Raw genomic sequence first — 19,351 nt, 5'->3', positions numbered from 1 at the left:
TTCCCTGAAGATAAATCAGAAACACTTGATACCGATGGTGACGGTGTTGGTGATAACGCTGATGCGTTCCCTGCTGATGACTCAGAAACAGTAGATACCGATGGTGACGGTGTAGGCGATAACGCTGATGCGTTCCCTAAAGATAAATCAGAAACAACAGATACCGATGGTGATGGCGTCGGTGATAACGCTGATGCGTTCCCTGAAGATAAATCAGAAACACTTGATACCGATGGTGACGGTGTTGGTGATAACGCTGATGCGTTCCCTGCTGATGACTCAGAAACAGTAGATACCGATGGTGACGGTGTAGGCGATAACGCTGATGCGTTCCCTAAAGATAAATCAGAAACAACAGATACCGATGGTGATGGTGTCGGTGATAACGCTGATGCGTTCCCTGAAGATAAGTCAGAGACGGTAGATACCGATGGTGACGGTGTTGGTGATAACGCTGATGCGTTCCCTGAAGATAAATCAGAAACAGTAGATACCGATGGTGACGGTGTAGGCGATAACGCTGATGCGTTCCCTAAAGATAAATCAGAAACAACAGATACCGATGGTGATGGCGTCGGTGATAACGCTGATGCGTTCCCTGAAGATAAATCAGAAACAGTAGATACCGATGGTGACGGTGTAGGCGATAACGCTGATGCGTTCCCTGCTGATGACTCAGAAACAGTTGATACCGACGGTGACGGTGTTGGTGATAACGCTGATGCGTTCCCTGAAGATAAATCAGAAACACTTGATACCGATGGTGATGGTGTAGGCGATAACGCTGATGCGTTCCCTGCTGATGACTCAGAAACAGTTGATACCGACGGTGACGGTGTTGGTGATAACGCTGATGCGTTCCCTGAAGATAAATCAGAAACAGCAGATACTGATGGTGACGGTGTCGGTGATAACGCTGATGCGTTCCCTGCTGATAACTCAGAAACAGTTGATACCGATAGCGATGGTATTGGTAACAACAAAGATACCGATGACGACGGCGATGGTGTCGCTGACTCTGATGATGCTTTCCCATTAGATAATAATGAATCGGTAGATACCGATGGTGACGGTATTGGTAATAATGCTGATCTGGATGATGACAACGATGGTTACGAAGATGCTGTTGATACTGATCCATTAGTCGCCTTAACAACACCTTCTACATTTGGTGAGTGTTTAAGCTCTCTTCCGCAAGCATTTGCAGGTACATCATCTGATCTGAAAGACAGCTCGTTGTACCACGTTTCAGAAATGCCTTTAGATAGCGAAATTCCTCTCAATACACTGCAGTTGATTTCTGAAGTTGGTGAGTTGAATGACTGGCAAGGCATTCCAGGACTAACCGTTATCCAATCTACCGTTGACTCTTATCGTGCAGATAACTCATCTCTTGAAGTCGATCCATTACTTGCACAAGAATATGAGTATATGGGTACTGGTGATAATGAAGGTCGATATTTTGGATTCCAAGATATTGAAAATCGTTGGTATGGTTTGAACTTAACGAATGCTGGGTTTAATAAATCTTCTGCATTAAATGAAACACAAACAGTTATTAGTACCCGTGTTACGCCATGGGCTCCATCAATTGATGATCCGCAAGAAATATCACAAGATATTACTTATACCGGAAAAGAAATTATTGAAGGTCCTGATGGCCCGCAAGAAGTGTGTGTCCAATCTTACGCGTATGATCTGACTTATATTAATAAATCAGAAGATGAATCACGTAAAGACCTACATATTACAGCTTCTGGGGTTAATTATATTGGCAATGGTGAGGTCTTAGTTAAAACTGTCGGTGAATATACCGAAGCCAACGTAGATGGTAGTTATATTGACGGTTACACAGAACAAACCAAGACTTTACAAGGTTATACCAAAGGTGTTGAAACTATAGGTCAAAGCCCTGTCGTATTTAAATCTGAAATGGATTTATTAAGGGAAGAATATCTTGAATATAATAAAGATACAGATGGTGATGGCATACCAGATCGTTTGGATGAATACCCTGATAATCCATTTGAATCTGTTGATACCGATAAAGATGGTTTAGCTAACAATGTTGATCCCGATGATGATAACGATGGGTATGACGATATTGTTGATAACGAACCATTGATAGCGTTAGTGACTCCAGATACATATGGTCAATGTTTAGCGTCGCTTCCTCAAGATCAGAGCGATAGTAATACTGATTTGAAGAATAGTAAGCTTTATCAGGTTATCCGAACAGGACTTGATTCTGAGTACCCGAGTTATTTTCATCAGTTAATAACAGATCAAAAGGTTGTTGATAATTGGCAGGAAACAGAAGGCCTAAGTGTAAATCAATCACTGGTTCAATTGTATGATATGAGTCAGTTGGATGATTTCTCAAATCCTTTAGTTGCTGAAGAGTATGAGTATCTTGGCGTCGGTGATGAGAAAGGAAAATACTATGGTTTCCAAGAGATAAATAATCAATGGTATGGTTTGAATCTATCAACGGATGGTTTTAGTAAATTAGCTAAGCTAAATGAACCACAACAAGTTGAGAGTATTCGCGTTACGCCATGGGCTCCATTAAAAGATGACCCACAACAAGTATCTGAAGAAATTACTTATGTAGGTAAAGATATTATTCAGGGGCCTCAGGGGCTACAGGAAGTATGTGTTCAGTCTTATAATTATGATCTAACCTATATTAATAAATCTGGCGATCCGGGACGTGCCGATCGGAATATTAAAGATTCAGGTACACATTATATCGGTTACGGTGAGCTGTTGATTAAAACTGTCGGCAATTATACTGAATACGATTTAGAAGGTAATCCTGTTTGGGGCTTTAAAGAGCAGACGAAATCATTACTGGGCTATACAAGTAATAATGAGTCATTTGGTAGCGATATTTCATCTTTCAAAGCTGATGTAGAACTACGTTTAAAAGAGTATGAAGAGTTAACTCAGACACCTATAGAGACAGGAAATAATGCAAGTGATTTCTTGCAAGAAAATTCAACTTTTATTGAGTATGGAATAGATGGATATAATTCTTCTGAAAAATTAACGTATTTATTTGATGGTTCAAAGTTATCAGTAAATAAGGCTGAGTTAACGAATCAAAGTAGCCTAAATTATTTTGCTGAACGAGATTTTAATCCGACATATATATTATCAGCAGATGGCACTATTTCAGTCGATTCAAACAGCGCAAATATTGTTGATAATGGTGATGGCTCTGTTACTTATGAGCAAGAGAATCAGCTATATAGTGATGTGATTTCTGGTAAAGAAGTTGACTTATCAAGAACAAATATTACTTATTTCTTAAGAAGTCAAAAGTTGTACATACCTGAAATGTGGGACTACACAGAGCAATTCTCACCAGGTGCTAAAGCTTTAATATCAGAGCTAGCTGTCAGCGAATATTACTATTTAGAATCTGAACATTGTTATGATAATGCAACAGTTAATGGTGTTATAGCGTGTAATTCTATCATTAGTTATCAGGAACAACAGTATGTTTTATCTGATTTAATCGTTGCTGATTTCAGTCAAAGTGGTGATCAAATTGAATCAAACAACTCGCTTGATTATGGATTTGATATACAGGGGCTATTAGTTCAGATTAATGAAGTTGGTTTAGTTAAATTATTTGATCAAGCTTATGATAGTGAAACTAGTACTTATACTTTAAATGAAATACCGTTATCAGCTGATTCAGCTTGGCAATATACAAACAATGAAAGCATGATTTCATTGAATATTAAGTTAGAAGATGAAAACGCTAAATATGGTTGGGTTAATCAATACACCATTGAAAATATCAATAAAACGCTTGTTACCGAATTGGATGGTAAGCTTGTTAAAGTGAAACGTTCACCTGCAAGTGTTGAAGATACTGTCTTCTTTAATGAAATAGCGAGTAATGATATTGAGCGTGTAATGGCAATTTCTGATGTTAATGATACCGCTACAGCATGTGGCGATAGTATTACGTCATCAGTTGACGCTATTTCAGCTAACTACCCAAGTGCTTACTCTGAAGTAATTCAGCAGTGTAATAATTTAAGTGATGAGTTTGATTTATTCGCTTCTAATTATGGAAAAGTTCTGAAGGTTGTGTCTCCGCGCGGTGATATTCATGTTATCTCGGCAGACTCTATTGCAACTTATAGTCAGAATGGCGCTTATGTTGCCCCAATCGGACAAGCCGTAGATTCAGTGTTTGAATATCAAGTTACTGATTTAGGTAGAGATGGTACTTATAACATAGTTGTTTATTCGCAAGTGAAATTAGCGGATGGTACATACAGTTATGATGTATGGTCAGCAATAGCTAAATTGTCAGATTCTATGGCGAACTATTGTTCTATTGGTAATGGCTCAATTGCTAGCGAAGATCTTTACCACAATGCTGTTGTGTCATGTACCGATCCTAATTTAGTTTCTGAACTAGTATTCCATGAATCATACTTGAACGATAAGTCACTTAATATTGGCGGTGAGGATTATAGTTTTTCTAAAAATCAAATTGCCGTTAATTCATTAGGTCAAGAGTTCTCTTGGCATATTAATGATTTGGGAGCTCTTCAACTCGAAGCAATTGCTGATAGTCAGAGAAAGATTATTACGTTAACTGATATTTATGTATCAATAAATTCTAGTGGTGAGGATATTGTTTCTCTGTATTCTAAGGAGCTGACAATTAATGATTTTGGTGAACTTAGTTATTTTGTAACAAGTACTGGAATAGAATTTAATTAATATTATTTGAACTAAAAGAGCAACACAGTGTGTTGCTCTTTTTTATTTTAGCTCTTCAGCATCTGCCAGTATTTTTGGTAAATATTGACAGCACTACCAACATCATTAGTAAACTCACCTTTATTTACTTCCTCATCTGTTGGGAAGATCATTGGATCGTTTTGTAATTCTTTAGGTAAGAATGACTTTGCTTGCTTATTTGGCGCAGGGAAACCTAGCTCTTCAACCAATTTTGCTTGGTTTTCTGGACGCATAAAGAAATCAATAAACTTAAAGGCTAAATCTTTATTTACGCTGCCTTCTGGCACAATAAAGTTATCCATCCACAGAATCGATCCTTCTTTAGGATAAACAAATTTTAGCTCTGGCATTTCTTGTTTTGCTAAATAAGCATTACCGTTCCATTGCATCCCGAGCATCGCTTCACCCGTCACATAAGGGACATGTGGTGCGTCTGAGTTATAGACAACAACGTTAGGACGTAAGTCGCGCAGTTTCTCGTATGCTTGTTTAATTTCAGCTTCGTTTGTGCTGTTAATGCTATGGCCCTGTGCTTTTAATGCCATACCAAATACATCACGAACATCGTCTAATAGCATGACTTGGCGTTGGAAATCAGTATTCCATAAATCATTCCAGCCCGTTACCTGATCGTTTTTAATACTATCTGAGTTATAAGAGATCCCTGTCACACCCCAAACATACGGAAGTGAGTAATCGTTTTTAGGATCAAATTGTTGGCCTAACAAACCAGGATAAACATCTTTTAAGTGATGCATTTTGGATTTGTCTATTTTGGCTAACATGCCTTCACGCGCCATCTTTTCAATAAAATAGGTTGAAGCAAAAACCACATCATAACCTTTGTTATCCAGCAGTTTTAATTTGGTATACATCGCTTCGTTATTATCGAAAGTCGAATAGTTGACGGTGACATTGTATTCTTTCTCAAATGCTTGAATTACATCTGTTGGCATATATTCAGCCCAGTTGTAAATATTAAGCACAGCATCATTTGCCGAAACATTAAATGCTGAAAGTGCGAATGCTAGTGTTGTCACCCCTTTAAAAACTTTTTTCATTTCTATTTCCCTAAATGACCAGGTAAGTCAGTGAGTAGCGGATAATAGAGTTAACATTAAGCATGTCAAAGTTAATCGGCGTGATATATGACCACTATCACAGTAATAAATCCCTTGTTGTTGCATTAATAGCGTGACATTATCCGCGCGATTTTTTCTCTGTTCTTATCTATAGGCAATTGGAATGTCCATGCGTAGTCAATATATTGATAGTTATTACCAAGCAACAATTAATGCATTACCTGAGCAACCAGCACTCGAACAACAGATAGAAGCTGATGTGTGTATTATTGGTGGGGGTATGACAGGTTTGAATGCTGCCATCGAATTACGTCAGAAAGGTTTTTCGGTTGTCGTTCTTGAATCTCAGCGTTTAGCATGGGGGGGATCTGGCCGTAATGGTGGGCAGTGTCTCGTTGGTTACTGTTTGGGGCTGCGTGAAGTCGATGAGACCTATGGCCCTGAATGGGGAAAACAATTATGGGATCTCTCTTGTGAGGCAGTTGATATTGCACGCGAGCGTATTGAAACATTCAACATCGACTGTGATTTTCAACAAGGCTATATCGAGCTGGCATTGAAAAAGAGCCAAGAAGAAGAATTAAAATCTTGGTATGACTTAAAGCAGACTCGTTATGATTACCCAAGTGCAAGCTGGTGGGAAAAAGAACAAATTCAGCAAGTAGCGCATACCGATCGTTACCTTGGTGGGTTGTTTGATTCAAACAGTGCACATATGCACCCATTAAATTACACCTTAGGTTTAGCCAGTGCTGCAATGTCATTAGGTGCTTCGGTATTTGAAAATACCCCTGCGACTAAAATTGAAAAAGGCAATCCACATATTATTCATACCCCAAAAGGTCGTGTAAAAGCGAAACAAGTGTTATTGGCGTGTAATGCATATTTAGACGGGTTAAACCGTAAAGCACAAAGTGTCGTTTTGCCCGTTGCTTCTTATATTGCAGTAACAGAGCAATTAGGTGATCGTCAGCCTATTTCCAATATGATGGCAATGTCAGACTTAAATAACAGTCTTGATTATTACCGTCCGACACCTGATGGTCGTATTTTATTTGGCGGTGTAAATCACCCATTTAATGGTGAATACAGTGATTCAGCGGAGCGTCTACGTCAACGTATGATCACGGTATTCCCACAGCTAAAAGATGTGAAAATGGAGTACCACTGGGGCGGCTTATTTGCGGTCACTCGTTCTTACATGCCTCAAATTGATCACTTGGGGAATGATATTTATGTTGCTCATGGATACACCGGTCATGGCGTTGGTTTAACCAATATTGCAGGTAAAGTCATAGCAGAAGCAATGTCTGGCACAGCAGAGCGTTTTGATGTGTTTGCTAAGATCAAGCATGGCTGGATCCCAACACCTGAAGTGCTACGCAAGCCAGCATTAGCAATGGCGATTTGGAAAGCGAGAATTGAAGATTCGTTAGGCAAATAGCTGAAATTTACGGTGTAAACTGCATTATGTGCAAATAATTTTATTTTCTTACCGAACTATGACGACTTTTATGCAAAAAAAGTTACAATGACCTCTTACTTTCTAGTGAACAGGAAATATCATGATTGAACGTTTGGAAACGGGTGCTCGAATGAGCCGTATTGTAAAACATAACGGAACTATTTATCTGTGTGGTCAAGTTTGTGCTGATGCAACAAAAGATATTACAGAGCAAACACAGACAATGTTAGATAAAGTTGAAGCGTTATTACTACAAGCGGGAAGTGATAAAGAGCATATGCTTTCTGCAACGATTTACATTAAAGATATGAGTATGTTCGCAGAAATGAATGCAGTGTGGGATAACTGGGTTCCTGAAGGTCATGCACCTGCGCGTGCTTGTGTGGAAGCCAGCATGGCACGTGATGCTTTATTGGTTGAAATATCAGTAGTTGCAGCTGAAAAATAAGATTATAAACATCCTAATTAGGCTCAATAAAATGGCATCAGTGATGGCAATATTGAGCCTTTTTTATGTCTGCTGCTAGCTCAGTAACTGTTCTAATGTTATGGGTGAAGAGGCAAGCCCTAATCGTTGCGCAGGAGTTAATCTGTATTTATCTTGGCGACAAAGGTTATGCCAAGCGCGATAAATATCAAGCAAGGGCAATAATCCTGCAGGGCGAAGTTTACGTCTTGGCTCGTTGATCAGTTGGCTAAATTGGTCTTGAAAACGGTTTTGATAAGATGAAATAGCACGGTATGTTGCGTGTTCTAGCCATTGTTTATCTTTCGAGGTTTCTCCACCAAGATGGCAGATCCCTTTACTTGCGTTCTCTAAATGAGTAAAAGCCCACCTATCTTGCCACCAACCTAGTAGAACAATATCGACATTGTCTGGCTTATCGCCGTGTAGCCATTGTTCATCTTCAAGAACATAAACAGGATCAATTCGTTTCTTTTTAATATGCTCAATAAAAACTGAAATACAGGCAGAGCGAAGTAGTGTTTCTTGAGGCATAAAAACCGCAAGATAGTCGCTATGTTGGAACATTTGCTTTAAATAAAGGTAGTGGCTATATACGGTGTATTGAGGGTGGATCAATGTTCCTTTTGTTGGGTAATTAATGAGCCTGCCATCAGTCAATGGATTTTCCATATTGGAGCGACTAAAAATTTTCCTATAGGTTGTATCTACTCGCGCTAATATTCCTTGTGGGATAAATGTTTCTGTCAGCGTTTGATGTGGTGTAGAGAGCGCCATATAGCGAGCGTTATCTTGATAAGCATCATGGTGCTCTTGTGTTGATTCCACGGTTTCTTGTTGATAATTAATATGCTGAGCAACAACATACCCTGACTGCGCTTCTGCACTGGCAACCCATAGTACACCGTTCATACTTTTCTCTTGCAACGCTTTTATATTGGAAGCCAGTTGTACTTTATGTTGGTGCTTAAACAAGCGTTCATCAAATAGAGCAAGTTGGCGGCGACACCTTGCTGCGATGTGGTTTAATTGATCATAAAATGTTTTTGGATTTATCTCTAAGCGACGACAAATATCTCGCACGGGATAACCAGTAAATAATAACCCTAAGAGTTTTTGTTGTATAAGATGTTTATTATTACTACCAGACCAACGATCAACAAATGTTTGGTCGCATGCTTTACAACGATAACGTTGCCTGTCACCACTAAAGCCAAATGCGTGATATAAATGTCTATGTGTTAATGCTGAAAACACGTTATTTTCACAGGCGTTATTTGTGCATTTAGGAAGATCGCCGCTTTGTTGGGTTTGGTAACGTAGCGCTTCTTCTACAATATCTTGGTTATTCAATAAAGGAGGAAAAGCACCACATTCACGGCATACCAATATCGGACGATTTTTGTTTGCCTGTTGTAGCACATAGTCATTTGGATTATGTGAACCAAAGTTCTTACAACTCAATGTCTTACAGTGATTAAACTGATGGCCATTAAAAGCCAAAGGTAACTGCTCAATGGGGTTTGCTGTTGTAAGAGATGTCGACATAATCAAACCTTATTTTTGAGGGGTCTTAACAATGAGTATAAATATATTATCAAGGTTGTTACTAAGCAGGCGTGGGATTTGTGAGAAGGGGCTGAGTAAATAGTACTCAGCACTGTCAGAGAACAATACGTTTCAATAATATGTTACCTATGATTGTGTAAGACGCCACATTTTACATTATCGAGCTGGTTTCTATTAATTGAAGGTATTGATTAAACTAACATCCCTTTAGTTTTTATCTTTGTATAGAAATAAGCGGTCAACATATCGGGGAAGAATGCCTCCCGCTTATGGAGTATTTATAACGAAATTGCTGTTTCTAGTGCGATATTCATCATTTCATTAAATGACGTTTGACGATCTTCTGCACTGAGCTTTTCACCACGTTTGATATGATCAGAAACCGTTAAAATAGTCAGTGCTTTTGCACCTAACTCTGCAGCAACGCCGTAAATACCAGCGGCCTCCATATCTACGCCAAGGATACCGAGCTTTTCCATTTTATCGAAAAGATCGCTTTCTGGACTGTAGAATAAATCAGCAGAGAAAACATTACCGACACGAACAGGTACTTTCTGTGCTCGTGCTTGATTGACAGCAGTTTCTAATAAGTGATAATCCGCAATTGCTGCAAAGTCATGATCTGAGAAGCGAATACGGTTAACTTTCGAATCTGTTGAGGCGCCCATACCGATGATCACATCCATCAGTTTTACATCATCATGGACAGCGCCACAGCTACCAATACGGATAATATTTTTAACACCAAAGTCTTTAATTAATTCGTGGACATAAATAGAGCATGAAGGGATACCCATACCATGCCCCATAACTGAAATACGTTGACCTTTATAGGTACCAGTGTAGCCATACATACTACGTACATCACAAACACGCTTAACATCATCTAGGTAAGTTTCAGCAATATACTGAGCACGTAGAGGATCACCAGGCATTAGTACTGTTTCTGCAAAATCGCCAAGCTCTGCGTTAATATGTGGGGTAGCCATATATTGCTCCTAGATTTTAATAATTAACAAAGGTTATTGTTGCGTTTCAATGGAAGCAGTTTATGAGAGCAGGATGATTATTCTCGCGATCAATATCACATAATTTAGGCTGTTTTAGATAAAATAGTAAGTTGTTTACTAATTCTGTTGAAAAAGAGAGGGTGGACTTCTTTTTTGATAGTTGATTACGCAAATTTTGCCGTAAGAAAACCCAAATGATTATGATGCATGGCTATTTTGATCACTTTTGTTTTTAGGTAAAATGAATCAATATAATTAAAGCGAGCATAATTGATGTATAACCTTACGTTACTGTCTGATGGTGAAAGAACACGTATTGAATTAGATAAGCAGGCAGCTTATACCGTATGGAAAGTAAAAAACGGTAAGGTTGGCTATGAGGCATTTGCTGAACTTATTAACAATATTGACGATGATGATGAGCGAGATTTCTGTGAGAAATCAGTGACCAAATATAAACATCAAATGGGTGTTAATTAACGGTTCAGCATTACTTTTATCGGAATTTGGCTACTGCAATGGTAGCCGTTTGTTTACCTTTCGCGAAAATTCTCCTTTTTAAGAAAAGAATAATATATTCTCAGATATGCTTTAAAGACTACCTTTTTATCGTGAGACAAAAGATGAAAAACATAGTCTTAATTTGTGATATTGATGTAAAAAAAGGTAGTAGTTTTTTGGATTTTTTAATTCAGCTACCGGATTCAAACAAACACTTCATTTTATTCGCACGATCTATTTCAGATGACGCTTATTCTGTCTTAAAATCAAAAAACTATACCTATTCCGCTTTTGCAAATTCCGCCCAATTATTTGCTTTACTACTACGTTATCGTCCTCATCTTATCCATTTCCATTTTTATGGTATTGGTCACCTTTATACATTTATTGCCCGCATTTTTTGTTCGAAAATTGTGCTTACCATGCATAATTCACCACCAAAACACGTTGAGATAACAGGATGGCGTCGATGGAAGCAATGGGTTCTTGGTATGCCAATTACTCGTCTTTGTGCGATTTCACCTTTTATTCAGCGATGGTTAGAAGCGTTTATGCCCTCTGAAAAAATAGTGCTGATTAATAATGGTATAAATTTATCGCGATTTAACTATAAAAAATTACCGCCAATTACGAATAAATTACGTTGTTTTTATATCGGAAGTTTGAGTGCAGAAAAAGGAATCCACTACTTATTAGATCTCTTTTCTCAACCAGAATTAGCAACGATTGCACAATTAGATATTTATGGAGATGGAGAACTGTCTGAGCAGGTGAAGCTCACAGCCTATCGAGAAAATTCGATTTATTACCATGGGCGTTCAGCAAAAATTGAGCAGGATTTACAACACGCACATATTGTATTAATGCCATCTTGTTGGCAGGAAGCTTTCGGATATGTCGCCGTTGAAGCAATGGCAGTAGGGCGACCAGTTATCGCTGAACCTATCGGTGGGCTTGCCGAGATTTTTACCGATAAACAGCAGGGTTGGTATGTGTGTTTTGAACAAAGAGATCAGGTACAAAAATTGCTTCAGTTTCTTTATAGCCAAAATAAATTGCTTGAATGTGTTGGTTTAGCTGCGAGAAGAAAGGTAGAACAAAAATATGATATCGCAATACAAATCGCCCAAACTCACGCATTGTATTCATCTTTGATTGGACAATAAAGTGCTTTAAATAAGTCGTAAAGGTGGTGATTAATGTTAATAACGCATCGAATTCGTGCTTATATCAAACAACAAAACACGCCATTAAGCCGATTGTTATACCGAGTTTCAAAATGGTTCGTTTATGGTCAACTGCCTGATTTAGCATGGATATATCGGCCTATTTATGTTCTTTATCGATTAGCGAGTTTCACTTTCCAACGCTTATTGAACATTTTTCTATATCTTCCTATGTTACAGGCACGGTTAGAACATTACAGCCCTGGGTTGAGTTTAGAAAATGGCTTCCCTTTAATTCAAGGGCCGATAAAAATTTATATTGGTAATAATACTTGTCTAAACGGAGCCCTGAGTATTCACGGCCATCCTGATAGTGGTTGTTGCGAAATAAGAATAGGTGAAAATTGCTATATTGGTTGGCAAACCGGAATTTCAGTTGGAAGGAAAGTACTTATCGGCGATAACGTTATGATTGCAGGAAGAACGAGCATTAATGCTCATAGCGGTCATAGCCCGGGTTTAGACAGGTATGAACCGCCAGTAATGGCTGATTTAGTGATTGAAGACGATGTATGGATCTGTACTGGTGTCAATATTGTAAAGCCTGTCACTATTGGACGTGGCTCAGTTGTTGCTTCTGGATGTGTCGTCACTAAAGATGTGCCGCCAAATGTATTGTTTGCAGGTAATCCTGGCAAAGTCATTAGGATGTTAAGGGGGAATGAATGAATATATTTTATTTTAGTTACTTTTCCCCACCGTTATTAAATGTTGGTGCAAACAGAAGTCGACGATTTAGTGAGTCTTTAACGCGTTTAGGACATCGAGTGGTGGTCTTTCGTGAAGCCCGAGATCATCGGTTTGCTAATGTTGATAATAAAAATAAGATAGAACTTCTCGCAGATATCGTTCCTGTATCTTCATGGAATATTGATTGGTGTTGGAAATGGCCAACAATTATTCACAAACAATGTTATCGTTTAAGACATTGGCGCTCACCAGAAAGAGATGGTGATATTGCTAAAAAGTATTGGTTGATTGATATGCATTGGGGCTGGATATTCCCTGCTCTTTATAAAGCATGGCAAAAAAGTAAATCGATTAAACCGGATGTGATTGTTGTTTCTTGCCCTCCTTTTAGTAGCGCTTTAATTGGTAGGCTGCTCTCAAAATGGCTCAATGTTCCTTTGGTGTTAGATTTTCGTGATGCGTGGTCGCAAGCGAGTTATTTTTCCGATGAAAATGACGTTAAATCTGAACAAAAAATAATGCAGCAAGCGAGTGCTTTAATAGTGACGTCGATGGCTGATTATCACACTTATCAATCTTTATACCCCCAACATAGTGTTCGTTATATCCCTAATAGTTATGATCAAATCCTTGATCATGTTTCCGATAATCATAAGGTGTTGACCCTTGGTTATAGCGGGACATGGGATGGTTTTAGGCGCAGCGCAAAAGGCCTATTTAAGCAATTAGCGCAGTGTGATTTTCCTATTCGCCTTATCAATGTAGGTGATGTTCAAGATGAAATGATGCAGTTGATACGCGAGTATAAATTAACCGATAAGGTTGTAATGATAGGTGCTCAACCAAAAGAAAAGTTACACGATATTTTATCGCAATGTGATGTGTTATTTATTCAAAAAGGTAAACCAGATAAAGGTAAAGCGGATACGCATTTAGCGACTAAAGCGATAGATTATGTGGCAAGTGGCAAGCCGATTTTAGCTGAATTACCCGATGGTGAAACATCAGATTTTTTAAGACGACACGCCACACAACTTTATGAAGTGTCAATAGAAGAGCCAGCGATCTATTTAGATCAACTAAGACATTTATATCAATTGTTTGAGCGTAATAAATTAAGCGTAAAAAAACCGTCTTCTGATTTTTACTACCAGTATGGTTGTGAAAAATTAGCGTCTGACTTTATTCAGGTATTAACAGATGTCACAACTTCTAGCTTTACTGAGCGAGTTAAAACATAACGGTGCTGTTGTACTACCGGAATGTATTACAAAAGATGAATTAGTTAAAATGCAAAGGATCTTTCAATCTCAATTGGAGCGCCCTGCTTTTAACTCATGGACAGGGTATGCGCAAACGGATAGAAAACGATTAATGGTCGAACAACTATTAACATTAGATCCTCATTTTTGCCAACTGCCCTTAATGCCATTAATTAATAGTCTTATTGTTGAATATCTAGGGAAAGATGTTTGTTTGCAAGAAGCGAAAGGCTGGCAAAGTCTTCCGTTTAAAGACAATTTTCATCCACTACATCGTGATGAATGGTATTGCACTGAATATTATCAATCTAAGTCTATTCCAAGATCATTAAAATTAGCTTGTTATCTTGATGATGTAGAGTCAGGAGCATTTGCGTTTGTTGCTGGTTCTCATCGGCATCAGTATCAGGGGCAAGTAGGGGAGTTGCACCATCAAAAAACTGAAGATTATGAATTAACAAGAGTAATTGGTAAGGCTGGAACGCTCTTTTTGTTTGATCCAGAGTGTTTACATCAACAAAGTTATCCAAATTTGACAGCAAGAAATGCGCTGTTTTATCACTTTTTTTCTCCTTCTGTGGTGTTGTCAAATAATTTCACGCAGTGGGGGCGCTTTCAACGTTTGTTGATAGAATCAAGCTTTTTATCGGGACTAAATCATCAGCAATTGGCTTTCCTTGGCTGTTCTCGGCAACCTTGCAATGATATTCCGGATATACAGCATTTTTTGAGCTTAACTAAGCCGTTGAATATAGCAGTGCGTTCTTTGAACGAGGCGCACTTTTTGTTCGAGAAAATCAAAGCGAGATTCTTTGGTAGATAGAGTTAATGGTGGTGAGTCATCTCTTTCGATTATTTTTGTTATTAAATAATGCTTAAATAACAAATAACGTTGTTTTGATAAGCGATTTTTTCATATTATAGTCCATTATATTGATGAAAATACGATCAGTAATCAATGAAACGAGTAGTTGCTGTATTTACCTATTCTTCTTGGTTATAGGGTAGTAAAGGTGTGGTTACAGTATTGCAAGTATGTATGGATATTGTCGAATAGTAATGAATTCAGTTATACAAATATCACAATTAATCGATATTAAACAACACATTAATTACAAAAAAACATTATATATGACGATAAAATGAAACTTAGAACATTATCTATCGAGTAAGAATGCTTATTGGATAGTTATTTAGTATCATTATCGTAGTAATTGATTTAATGGTGAACAACGTGAAAACAACAGATTTTTCGGCAGTAGATGATGATAACGGTGATGTTATGCTTTCAATGCGTGCAGAGCAGCGATCTCAATCTACAAAAAAGTCGTCGTTAACTGCAAAATCATCGAGTCAAGCAGGGGTAGCAACGAGATCTAAACGTTTAACGGATTGTCCTGCTTGTGAAGGTATTGTGTCTCGTCGTGCACATTTTTGTCCTCACTGTGGTGAGCCTGATCCTTCTCGTCATATGCAACGCTCTAAATGGGTATCGCGATTGATTTGGACTGCAATTATTGCGGCGGGTTGCTGGTATGCCTATGACCAATTAATGCCATGGGTTATTGAACGTCTGAAGTGATTTTTTAGAAAATTTATAAAAAAACCGACACGAATGTCGGTTTTTTTTTATCTGTAGCATTTGATTAACTAAGTTTGTGATAAGGTAATTTCTTCAATTAGTTAAAACCAAATGTCATACCAGCAGCAACGCCCACATTATGATTAGAGTTATATGATGTATCTAACGTCATAATAGTATCAGGCGAGGTATTAATTTTAGCGGCTAATGCAATAGCATCTTGATCGCCATAGTAACCAAGTCCCATACCAATATTATATTTGCGGTTTGGTTTAACTGTGATAGCTGCCATTGCCATAGCAGATGCAACTCCCGCATCTTCTCTATGTTGTAAACCTTCTAATTTCTCATTAAAAGTATTTGAGAGTTGATTTATACGTTGATCTGTATAGTTATTAGCACTCTGCAATGTTTGCTGCGACTTTTCATCCGTATACTGTTTCGAACGGTTGTAATATTCGAGCACATGGCTGTTGGTGTAGTTCACAGACTCTTGATGTAACTGACTAATATTATTTGCATTTGTATGAATTTCTGTACTGTTTGTTGTAATGGTTTGGCTATTGTTACCTATAGCTATTTTGTTGTTGTTAACACCGACAGTATTTTGTTTTATGCCACTGCTGTTATCTGCTATTTCCGTTTTATTGGTCGTAATGGCTTGGCTATTGTTAGTGATATTATTGGCATTATTACTAATGCTCGTTTTGTTATTTGTAATTGATTGCGTATTTGAACGAATATTCGTCTCATTATTGGCAATTGAATTTTTATTAACATCAATAGCTTGTGTGTTTTGGTGGATATTAGCCGTATTGTTTTTTATATCACCAGCATTGTTTTTTATATCACTGGTATTGTTTTTAATGTTATTAGTGTTATTGCTAATATTTTCACTATTGTGGCTTATTTCACCTTGTAAGGCATCCTTTGCCTTAGTTAATTGGCTAACATTGACTGCGTCAGTAGCATTAATACCTGCGCTAACATTAGTAAGACGACGCGTTAGATCTGTATTTGTTACTTGTATTTTCCCGTTAACGATTTTTCGGTTGACGACTTCACCACCAAAGCTCACCGTATTCTTTTCTTCTGCTTTGCTGTTATTACCAATAGCAATACTGTTATTTGTCGCATACGCCTTAGTACCGATAGCAAGCCCATCATTAGCATAAGCCTGAGTACCAATAGCAACGCCATTATTAAGTGAGTTCGTGCTAGTACCAATAGACTCTGAATTATCTTTAGCGTGACTGTAATCGCCAACAGCAAGAGAATAATTACCAACGTTGACATTAGTGCCAAGTCCAACGTTATGTGAACCTGTAATAACAGGGGATGAGCCAACAACAGTATTATTATATTGATCATTTGGTAGCTGTGATTCTGTCTTATTTATAATAACATTACTACCTGATGTACTTGTAGCATCCTCTTGTACACTAGGTTGCGAGACAGACTGTGGTTGAGCTAAAGAGTTATTCTCCGTAGTTACTGCATGTACATTATACGCTACAAATAGCGGTATCGAGTAGAGTAGCTGTTTCATTTGACTATTCATTATTTTTAACCTATTAGTGATCATTTACTGAACAGTATAGTCAATAAAATGCCAGGTAAACATTTCGCGATGCAAAAATAGAAATCATTAATAGTGGTATATACTTAAAAGGCTTCAAAGTGTTTGTTTTAGAAGCTGAAAGTTATCATTTATTCGAGCTGCCAATGAGCCTGTGATCTCTAGAAGAGTCACAGTAAAACAGCTCTATTACTGCTTTGAAGTCTCGTTTAGTTTTGAAATAAGCATCGTTTCTGTTGAAGAGTTAGTGTGATTGTCATGGCTGCTGAGCATGTTCCCTATCTTAACGAAAACAACACCTTCAATGATCATGGGTATATAAAGTCGCTATGAGTACATCGTCACTAATATTGTTATTAGTGACGATTTGAGGAAAGTAAGGATTAATGTGTTTTTTGCATACCACGAGTTTGATTCATTGTACGAGAACCTGCGGTACCATAGGTATTAATGTCGTATCGATTTGGTGAGTAACCAATACGCGAACGATAACGGCGATCAAGCTCTGATAAATTAATACCATAGTTTTGATTTAATTGTTTAATAACAACATTGATCTCTTTTTGAGAACTATTTTGATTACGTAAGTAGTAGTATAAGTTTTCAGCACGTTGTTGGTTCATTATAACCTCTCATAATGGCTACATAAGGATATTTAGTGGTGGTGCGAAACACCTGCTAAATTAATTACAGCAACACCTACTGCAATAATTGCCATCCCAATCCATACTTTAATATCGATGTGTTGTTTATAAATAACACTTGAAATTACTGTAACAAGTGCAATAGCAAGACCTGTCCACGAAGCATGGACAACACCTACTGGAATATTTTTCATTGCTTGAGCTAGAAAGAGAAAGGCAGTGATATGGCCGAGAATAACAACGGCACTTGGTAGTGGATTGGTAAAACTGTCTGTCGCTTTTAATGCGACATGTGATGTAGCCTCAGCCAAAACACCTAATAGAAGAAATAACCAACTCACAACCACACTCCAATCTAATTCGTAAATGAGGCTGTATTATAATTGTTTCTGAAATAATGATAATTGCACAGTAATGAAAATTACTTTTACCAGTGGGTAATAATTGTTATTCCAAACAGGAATGCTGACGGTATAGCTAGGTTCTGCAGTAAACTATTAAGGACTTAAAACAGATAGGTAATTGTAGTGCTTCAAGATCGCGCCGGACAAATGACAATATTTCATACTCTTGTAAAAAGTGGCAATTTCACTATTGCTGCGCAAAAACTCGGGGTATCAACATCGCATGTAAGTAAACAGCTGGGTTTATTAGAAGCAGAGCTGCAGGTGAAATTAGTGCAGCGAACAACACGTAGCTTTACTTTGACCGATGAAGGTATTGAATACGCGAAATATTGTGAGCAGTTAGTCTCAGCGGTGTTAGATGCTGATGCGATGATGGCAAATATTCGTGATGAGGTATCAGGTACTTTACGCTTAGGCTTATCTCAATCTTTTGGCACAATGCATATTATCCCTGCAATTGAGCATCTTCGCCGACAATTTCCTGATCTTCATGTTGAAGTCAGCTTATTTGATCATCGTGCAAATATGGTCGATGAAGGGCTGGATTTATGGATCACCAATATCGAAAATATTCCTGAAGGTTACGTAGCGCAACGATTAGCGGATACCCGTTTTATTGTTGCGGCATCTCCTGAATATCTTATTCATCACCCAGCACCTAATCATCCTAGTGATTTGCAGGGTCACAACTGTCTGGTTTATCAAAATAGACAAATAAATCACGGCACCTGGTCATTTTTACGCGATCAAGAAGGCTTATGTGTCACAGTATCAGGAAATTATCGGGTTGATTTAGCGGAAGCGGTTCGTGATGCATGTGTGTCTGGTTGGGGGATTGCCTATCTTGCAACGTATCTTTTAACGGATGAATTCAAAACCGGAAAGCTGATTCAATTACTTAATGATTGGGAAGCCAATCAGGGCATGCACTTTTATGCGGTGTACCCAAGCCGTAAGCATCTGCCTAAAAAGATCGTCGCTGCCATTAGTTTTTTTAAGCATTATATTGGTGAAACGCCGTATTGGGATGAAAATCTCTCAAATTATGTCAACCTGTAAGCATGCAGAGTAATCTTGCACCATTGCCACTATCGT

15 protein-coding genes and 2 pseudogenes are annotated in these 19,351 nt (G+C 38.0%); 10 read left to right on the top strand and 7 right to left on the bottom strand.

Going from position 1 to position 19,351, the window contains the following annotated elements:
- A pseudogene (locus tag C9J45_RS21540) lies at positions 1-4,752 on the top strand (hypothetical protein); the annotation flags it as partial.
- Positions 4,753-4,799: 47 nt separating this feature from the next.
- On the opposite strand, the gene C9J45_RS12055 reads toward C9J45_RS21540, so the two are convergent.
- Positions 4,800-5,834 carry a PotD/PotF family extracellular solute-binding protein gene (locus C9J45_RS12055; protein WP_107206798.1) on the bottom strand — a complete coding sequence of 345 codons (1,035 nt, stop codon included), beginning with the start codon at positions 5,832-5,834 and terminating at the stop codon, positions 4,800-4,802.
- A gap of 190 nt (positions 5,835-6,024) precedes the next feature.
- On the opposite strand from C9J45_RS12055, the gene C9J45_RS12050 reads away from it, so the two are divergent.
- Positions 6,025-7,299 carry an NAD(P)/FAD-dependent oxidoreductase gene (locus C9J45_RS12050; protein WP_369974368.1) on the top strand — a complete coding sequence of 425 codons (1,275 nt, stop codon included), beginning with the start codon at positions 6,025-6,027 and terminating at the stop codon, positions 7,297-7,299.
- Positions 7,300-7,420: 121 nt separating this feature from the next.
- Positions 7,421-7,768 (top strand): RidA family protein, encoded by a 348-nt coding sequence (locus tag C9J45_RS12045; RefSeq protein WP_005366374.1) that lies wholly within the window; start codon positions 7,421-7,423, stop codon positions 7,766-7,768.
- Between the two features lie 75 nt (positions 7,769-7,843).
- Here the strand turns inward: C9J45_RS12045 and C9J45_RS12040 are convergent, their stop codons facing one another.
- Both C9J45_RS12040 and deoD read right to left on the bottom strand, forming a co-directional pair.
- Complete coding sequence (locus C9J45_RS12040) at positions 7,844-9,334, bottom strand: lactate dehydrogenase (RefSeq protein WP_107292574.1); 1,491 nt, start codon at positions 9,332-9,334, stop codon at positions 7,844-7,846.
- A 299-nt stretch (positions 9,335-9,633) separates the two neighbouring features.
- Complete coding sequence (deoD, locus tag C9J45_RS12035) at positions 9,634-10,344, bottom strand: purine-nucleoside phosphorylase (protein ID WP_107206794.1); 711 nt, start codon at positions 10,342-10,344, stop codon at positions 9,634-9,636.
- A 294-nt stretch (positions 10,345-10,638) separates the two neighbouring features.
- Between deoD and C9J45_RS12030 the strand changes: the two genes are divergently transcribed.
- The 6 genes from C9J45_RS12030 (at position 10,639) to C9J45_RS12005 (ending at position 15,626) form a co-directional block, all read left to right on the top strand.
- On the top strand, positions 10,639-10,845 hold the full coding sequence (locus tag C9J45_RS12030; protein WP_045083072.1) for a DUF3283 family protein: 207 nt from the start codon (positions 10,639-10,641) through the stop codon (positions 10,843-10,845).
- A 131-nt stretch (positions 10,846-10,976) separates the two neighbouring features.
- Positions 10,977-12,032 (top strand): glycosyltransferase family 4 protein, encoded by a 1,056-nt coding sequence (locus C9J45_RS12025; RefSeq protein ID WP_233217727.1) that lies wholly within the window; start codon positions 10,977-10,979, stop codon positions 12,030-12,032.
- A gap of 33 nt (positions 12,033-12,065) precedes the next feature.
- Positions 12,066-12,761 carry an acyltransferase gene (locus C9J45_RS12020; RefSeq protein ID WP_107206792.1) on the top strand — a complete coding sequence of 232 codons (696 nt, stop codon included), beginning with the start codon at positions 12,066-12,068 and terminating at the stop codon, positions 12,759-12,761.
- Positions 12,758-14,023: a glycosyltransferase gene (locus C9J45_RS12015; protein WP_107261926.1), complete on the top strand. Its 1,266-nt coding sequence runs from the start codon at positions 12,758-12,760 to the stop codon at positions 14,021-14,023. The genes C9J45_RS12020 and C9J45_RS12015 overlap by 4 nt, the downstream gene beginning before the upstream one ends.
- Positions 13,983-14,867: a phytanoyl-CoA dioxygenase family protein gene (locus C9J45_RS12010; RefSeq protein ID WP_107292573.1), complete on the top strand. Its 885-nt coding sequence runs from the start codon at positions 13,983-13,985 to the stop codon at positions 14,865-14,867. Before C9J45_RS12015 ends, C9J45_RS12010 begins: the two co-directional genes overlap by 41 nt.
- A gap of 411 nt (positions 14,868-15,278) precedes the next feature.
- Positions 15,279-15,626: a hypothetical protein gene (locus C9J45_RS12005; protein WP_233217695.1), complete on the top strand. Its 348-nt coding sequence runs from the start codon at positions 15,279-15,281 to the stop codon at positions 15,624-15,626.
- A gap of 97 nt (positions 15,627-15,723) precedes the next feature.
- On the opposite strand, the gene C9J45_RS12000 is transcribed toward C9J45_RS12005, so the two are convergent.
- The 4 genes and pseudogenes from C9J45_RS12000 to C9J45_RS11985 form a co-directional block, all read right to left on the bottom strand.
- On the bottom strand, positions 15,724-17,187 hold the full coding sequence (locus C9J45_RS12000) for a YadA-like family protein (RefSeq protein ID WP_158260186.1): 1,464 nt from the start codon (positions 17,185-17,187) through the stop codon (positions 15,724-15,726).
- A 114-nt stretch (positions 17,188-17,301) separates the two neighbouring features.
- A pseudogene (locus C9J45_RS21750) lies at positions 17,302-17,443 on the bottom strand (IS630 family transposase); the annotation flags it as partial.
- Positions 17,444-17,588: 145 nt separating this feature from the next.
- Positions 17,589-17,828: a hypothetical protein gene (locus C9J45_RS11990; RefSeq protein WP_107206787.1), complete on the bottom strand. Its 240-nt coding sequence runs from the start codon at positions 17,826-17,828 to the stop codon at positions 17,589-17,591.
- A gap of 32 nt (positions 17,829-17,860) precedes the next feature.
- Positions 17,861-18,190, bottom strand: coding sequence for a multidrug efflux SMR transporter (locus tag C9J45_RS11985; RefSeq protein ID WP_107206786.1), 330 nt, complete (start codon positions 18,188-18,190; stop codon positions 17,861-17,863).
- Between the two features lie 186 nt (positions 18,191-18,376).
- Here C9J45_RS11985 and C9J45_RS11980 point away from each other — a divergent pair, with 186 nt between their 5' ends.
- Positions 18,377-19,315 carry a LysR family transcriptional regulator gene (locus tag C9J45_RS11980; protein WP_107292572.1) on the top strand — a complete coding sequence of 313 codons (939 nt, stop codon included), beginning with the start codon at positions 18,377-18,379 and terminating at the stop codon, positions 19,313-19,315.
- Positions 19,316-19,351: the final 36 nt, after the last annotated feature.

Source organism: Photobacterium sp. GB-1 (genome assembly GCF_003026165.1).
Lineage (GTDB): Bacteria > Pseudomonadota > Gammaproteobacteria > Enterobacterales > Vibrionaceae > Photobacterium.
This window is presented reverse-complemented; position numbering and strand designations above follow the sequence as displayed.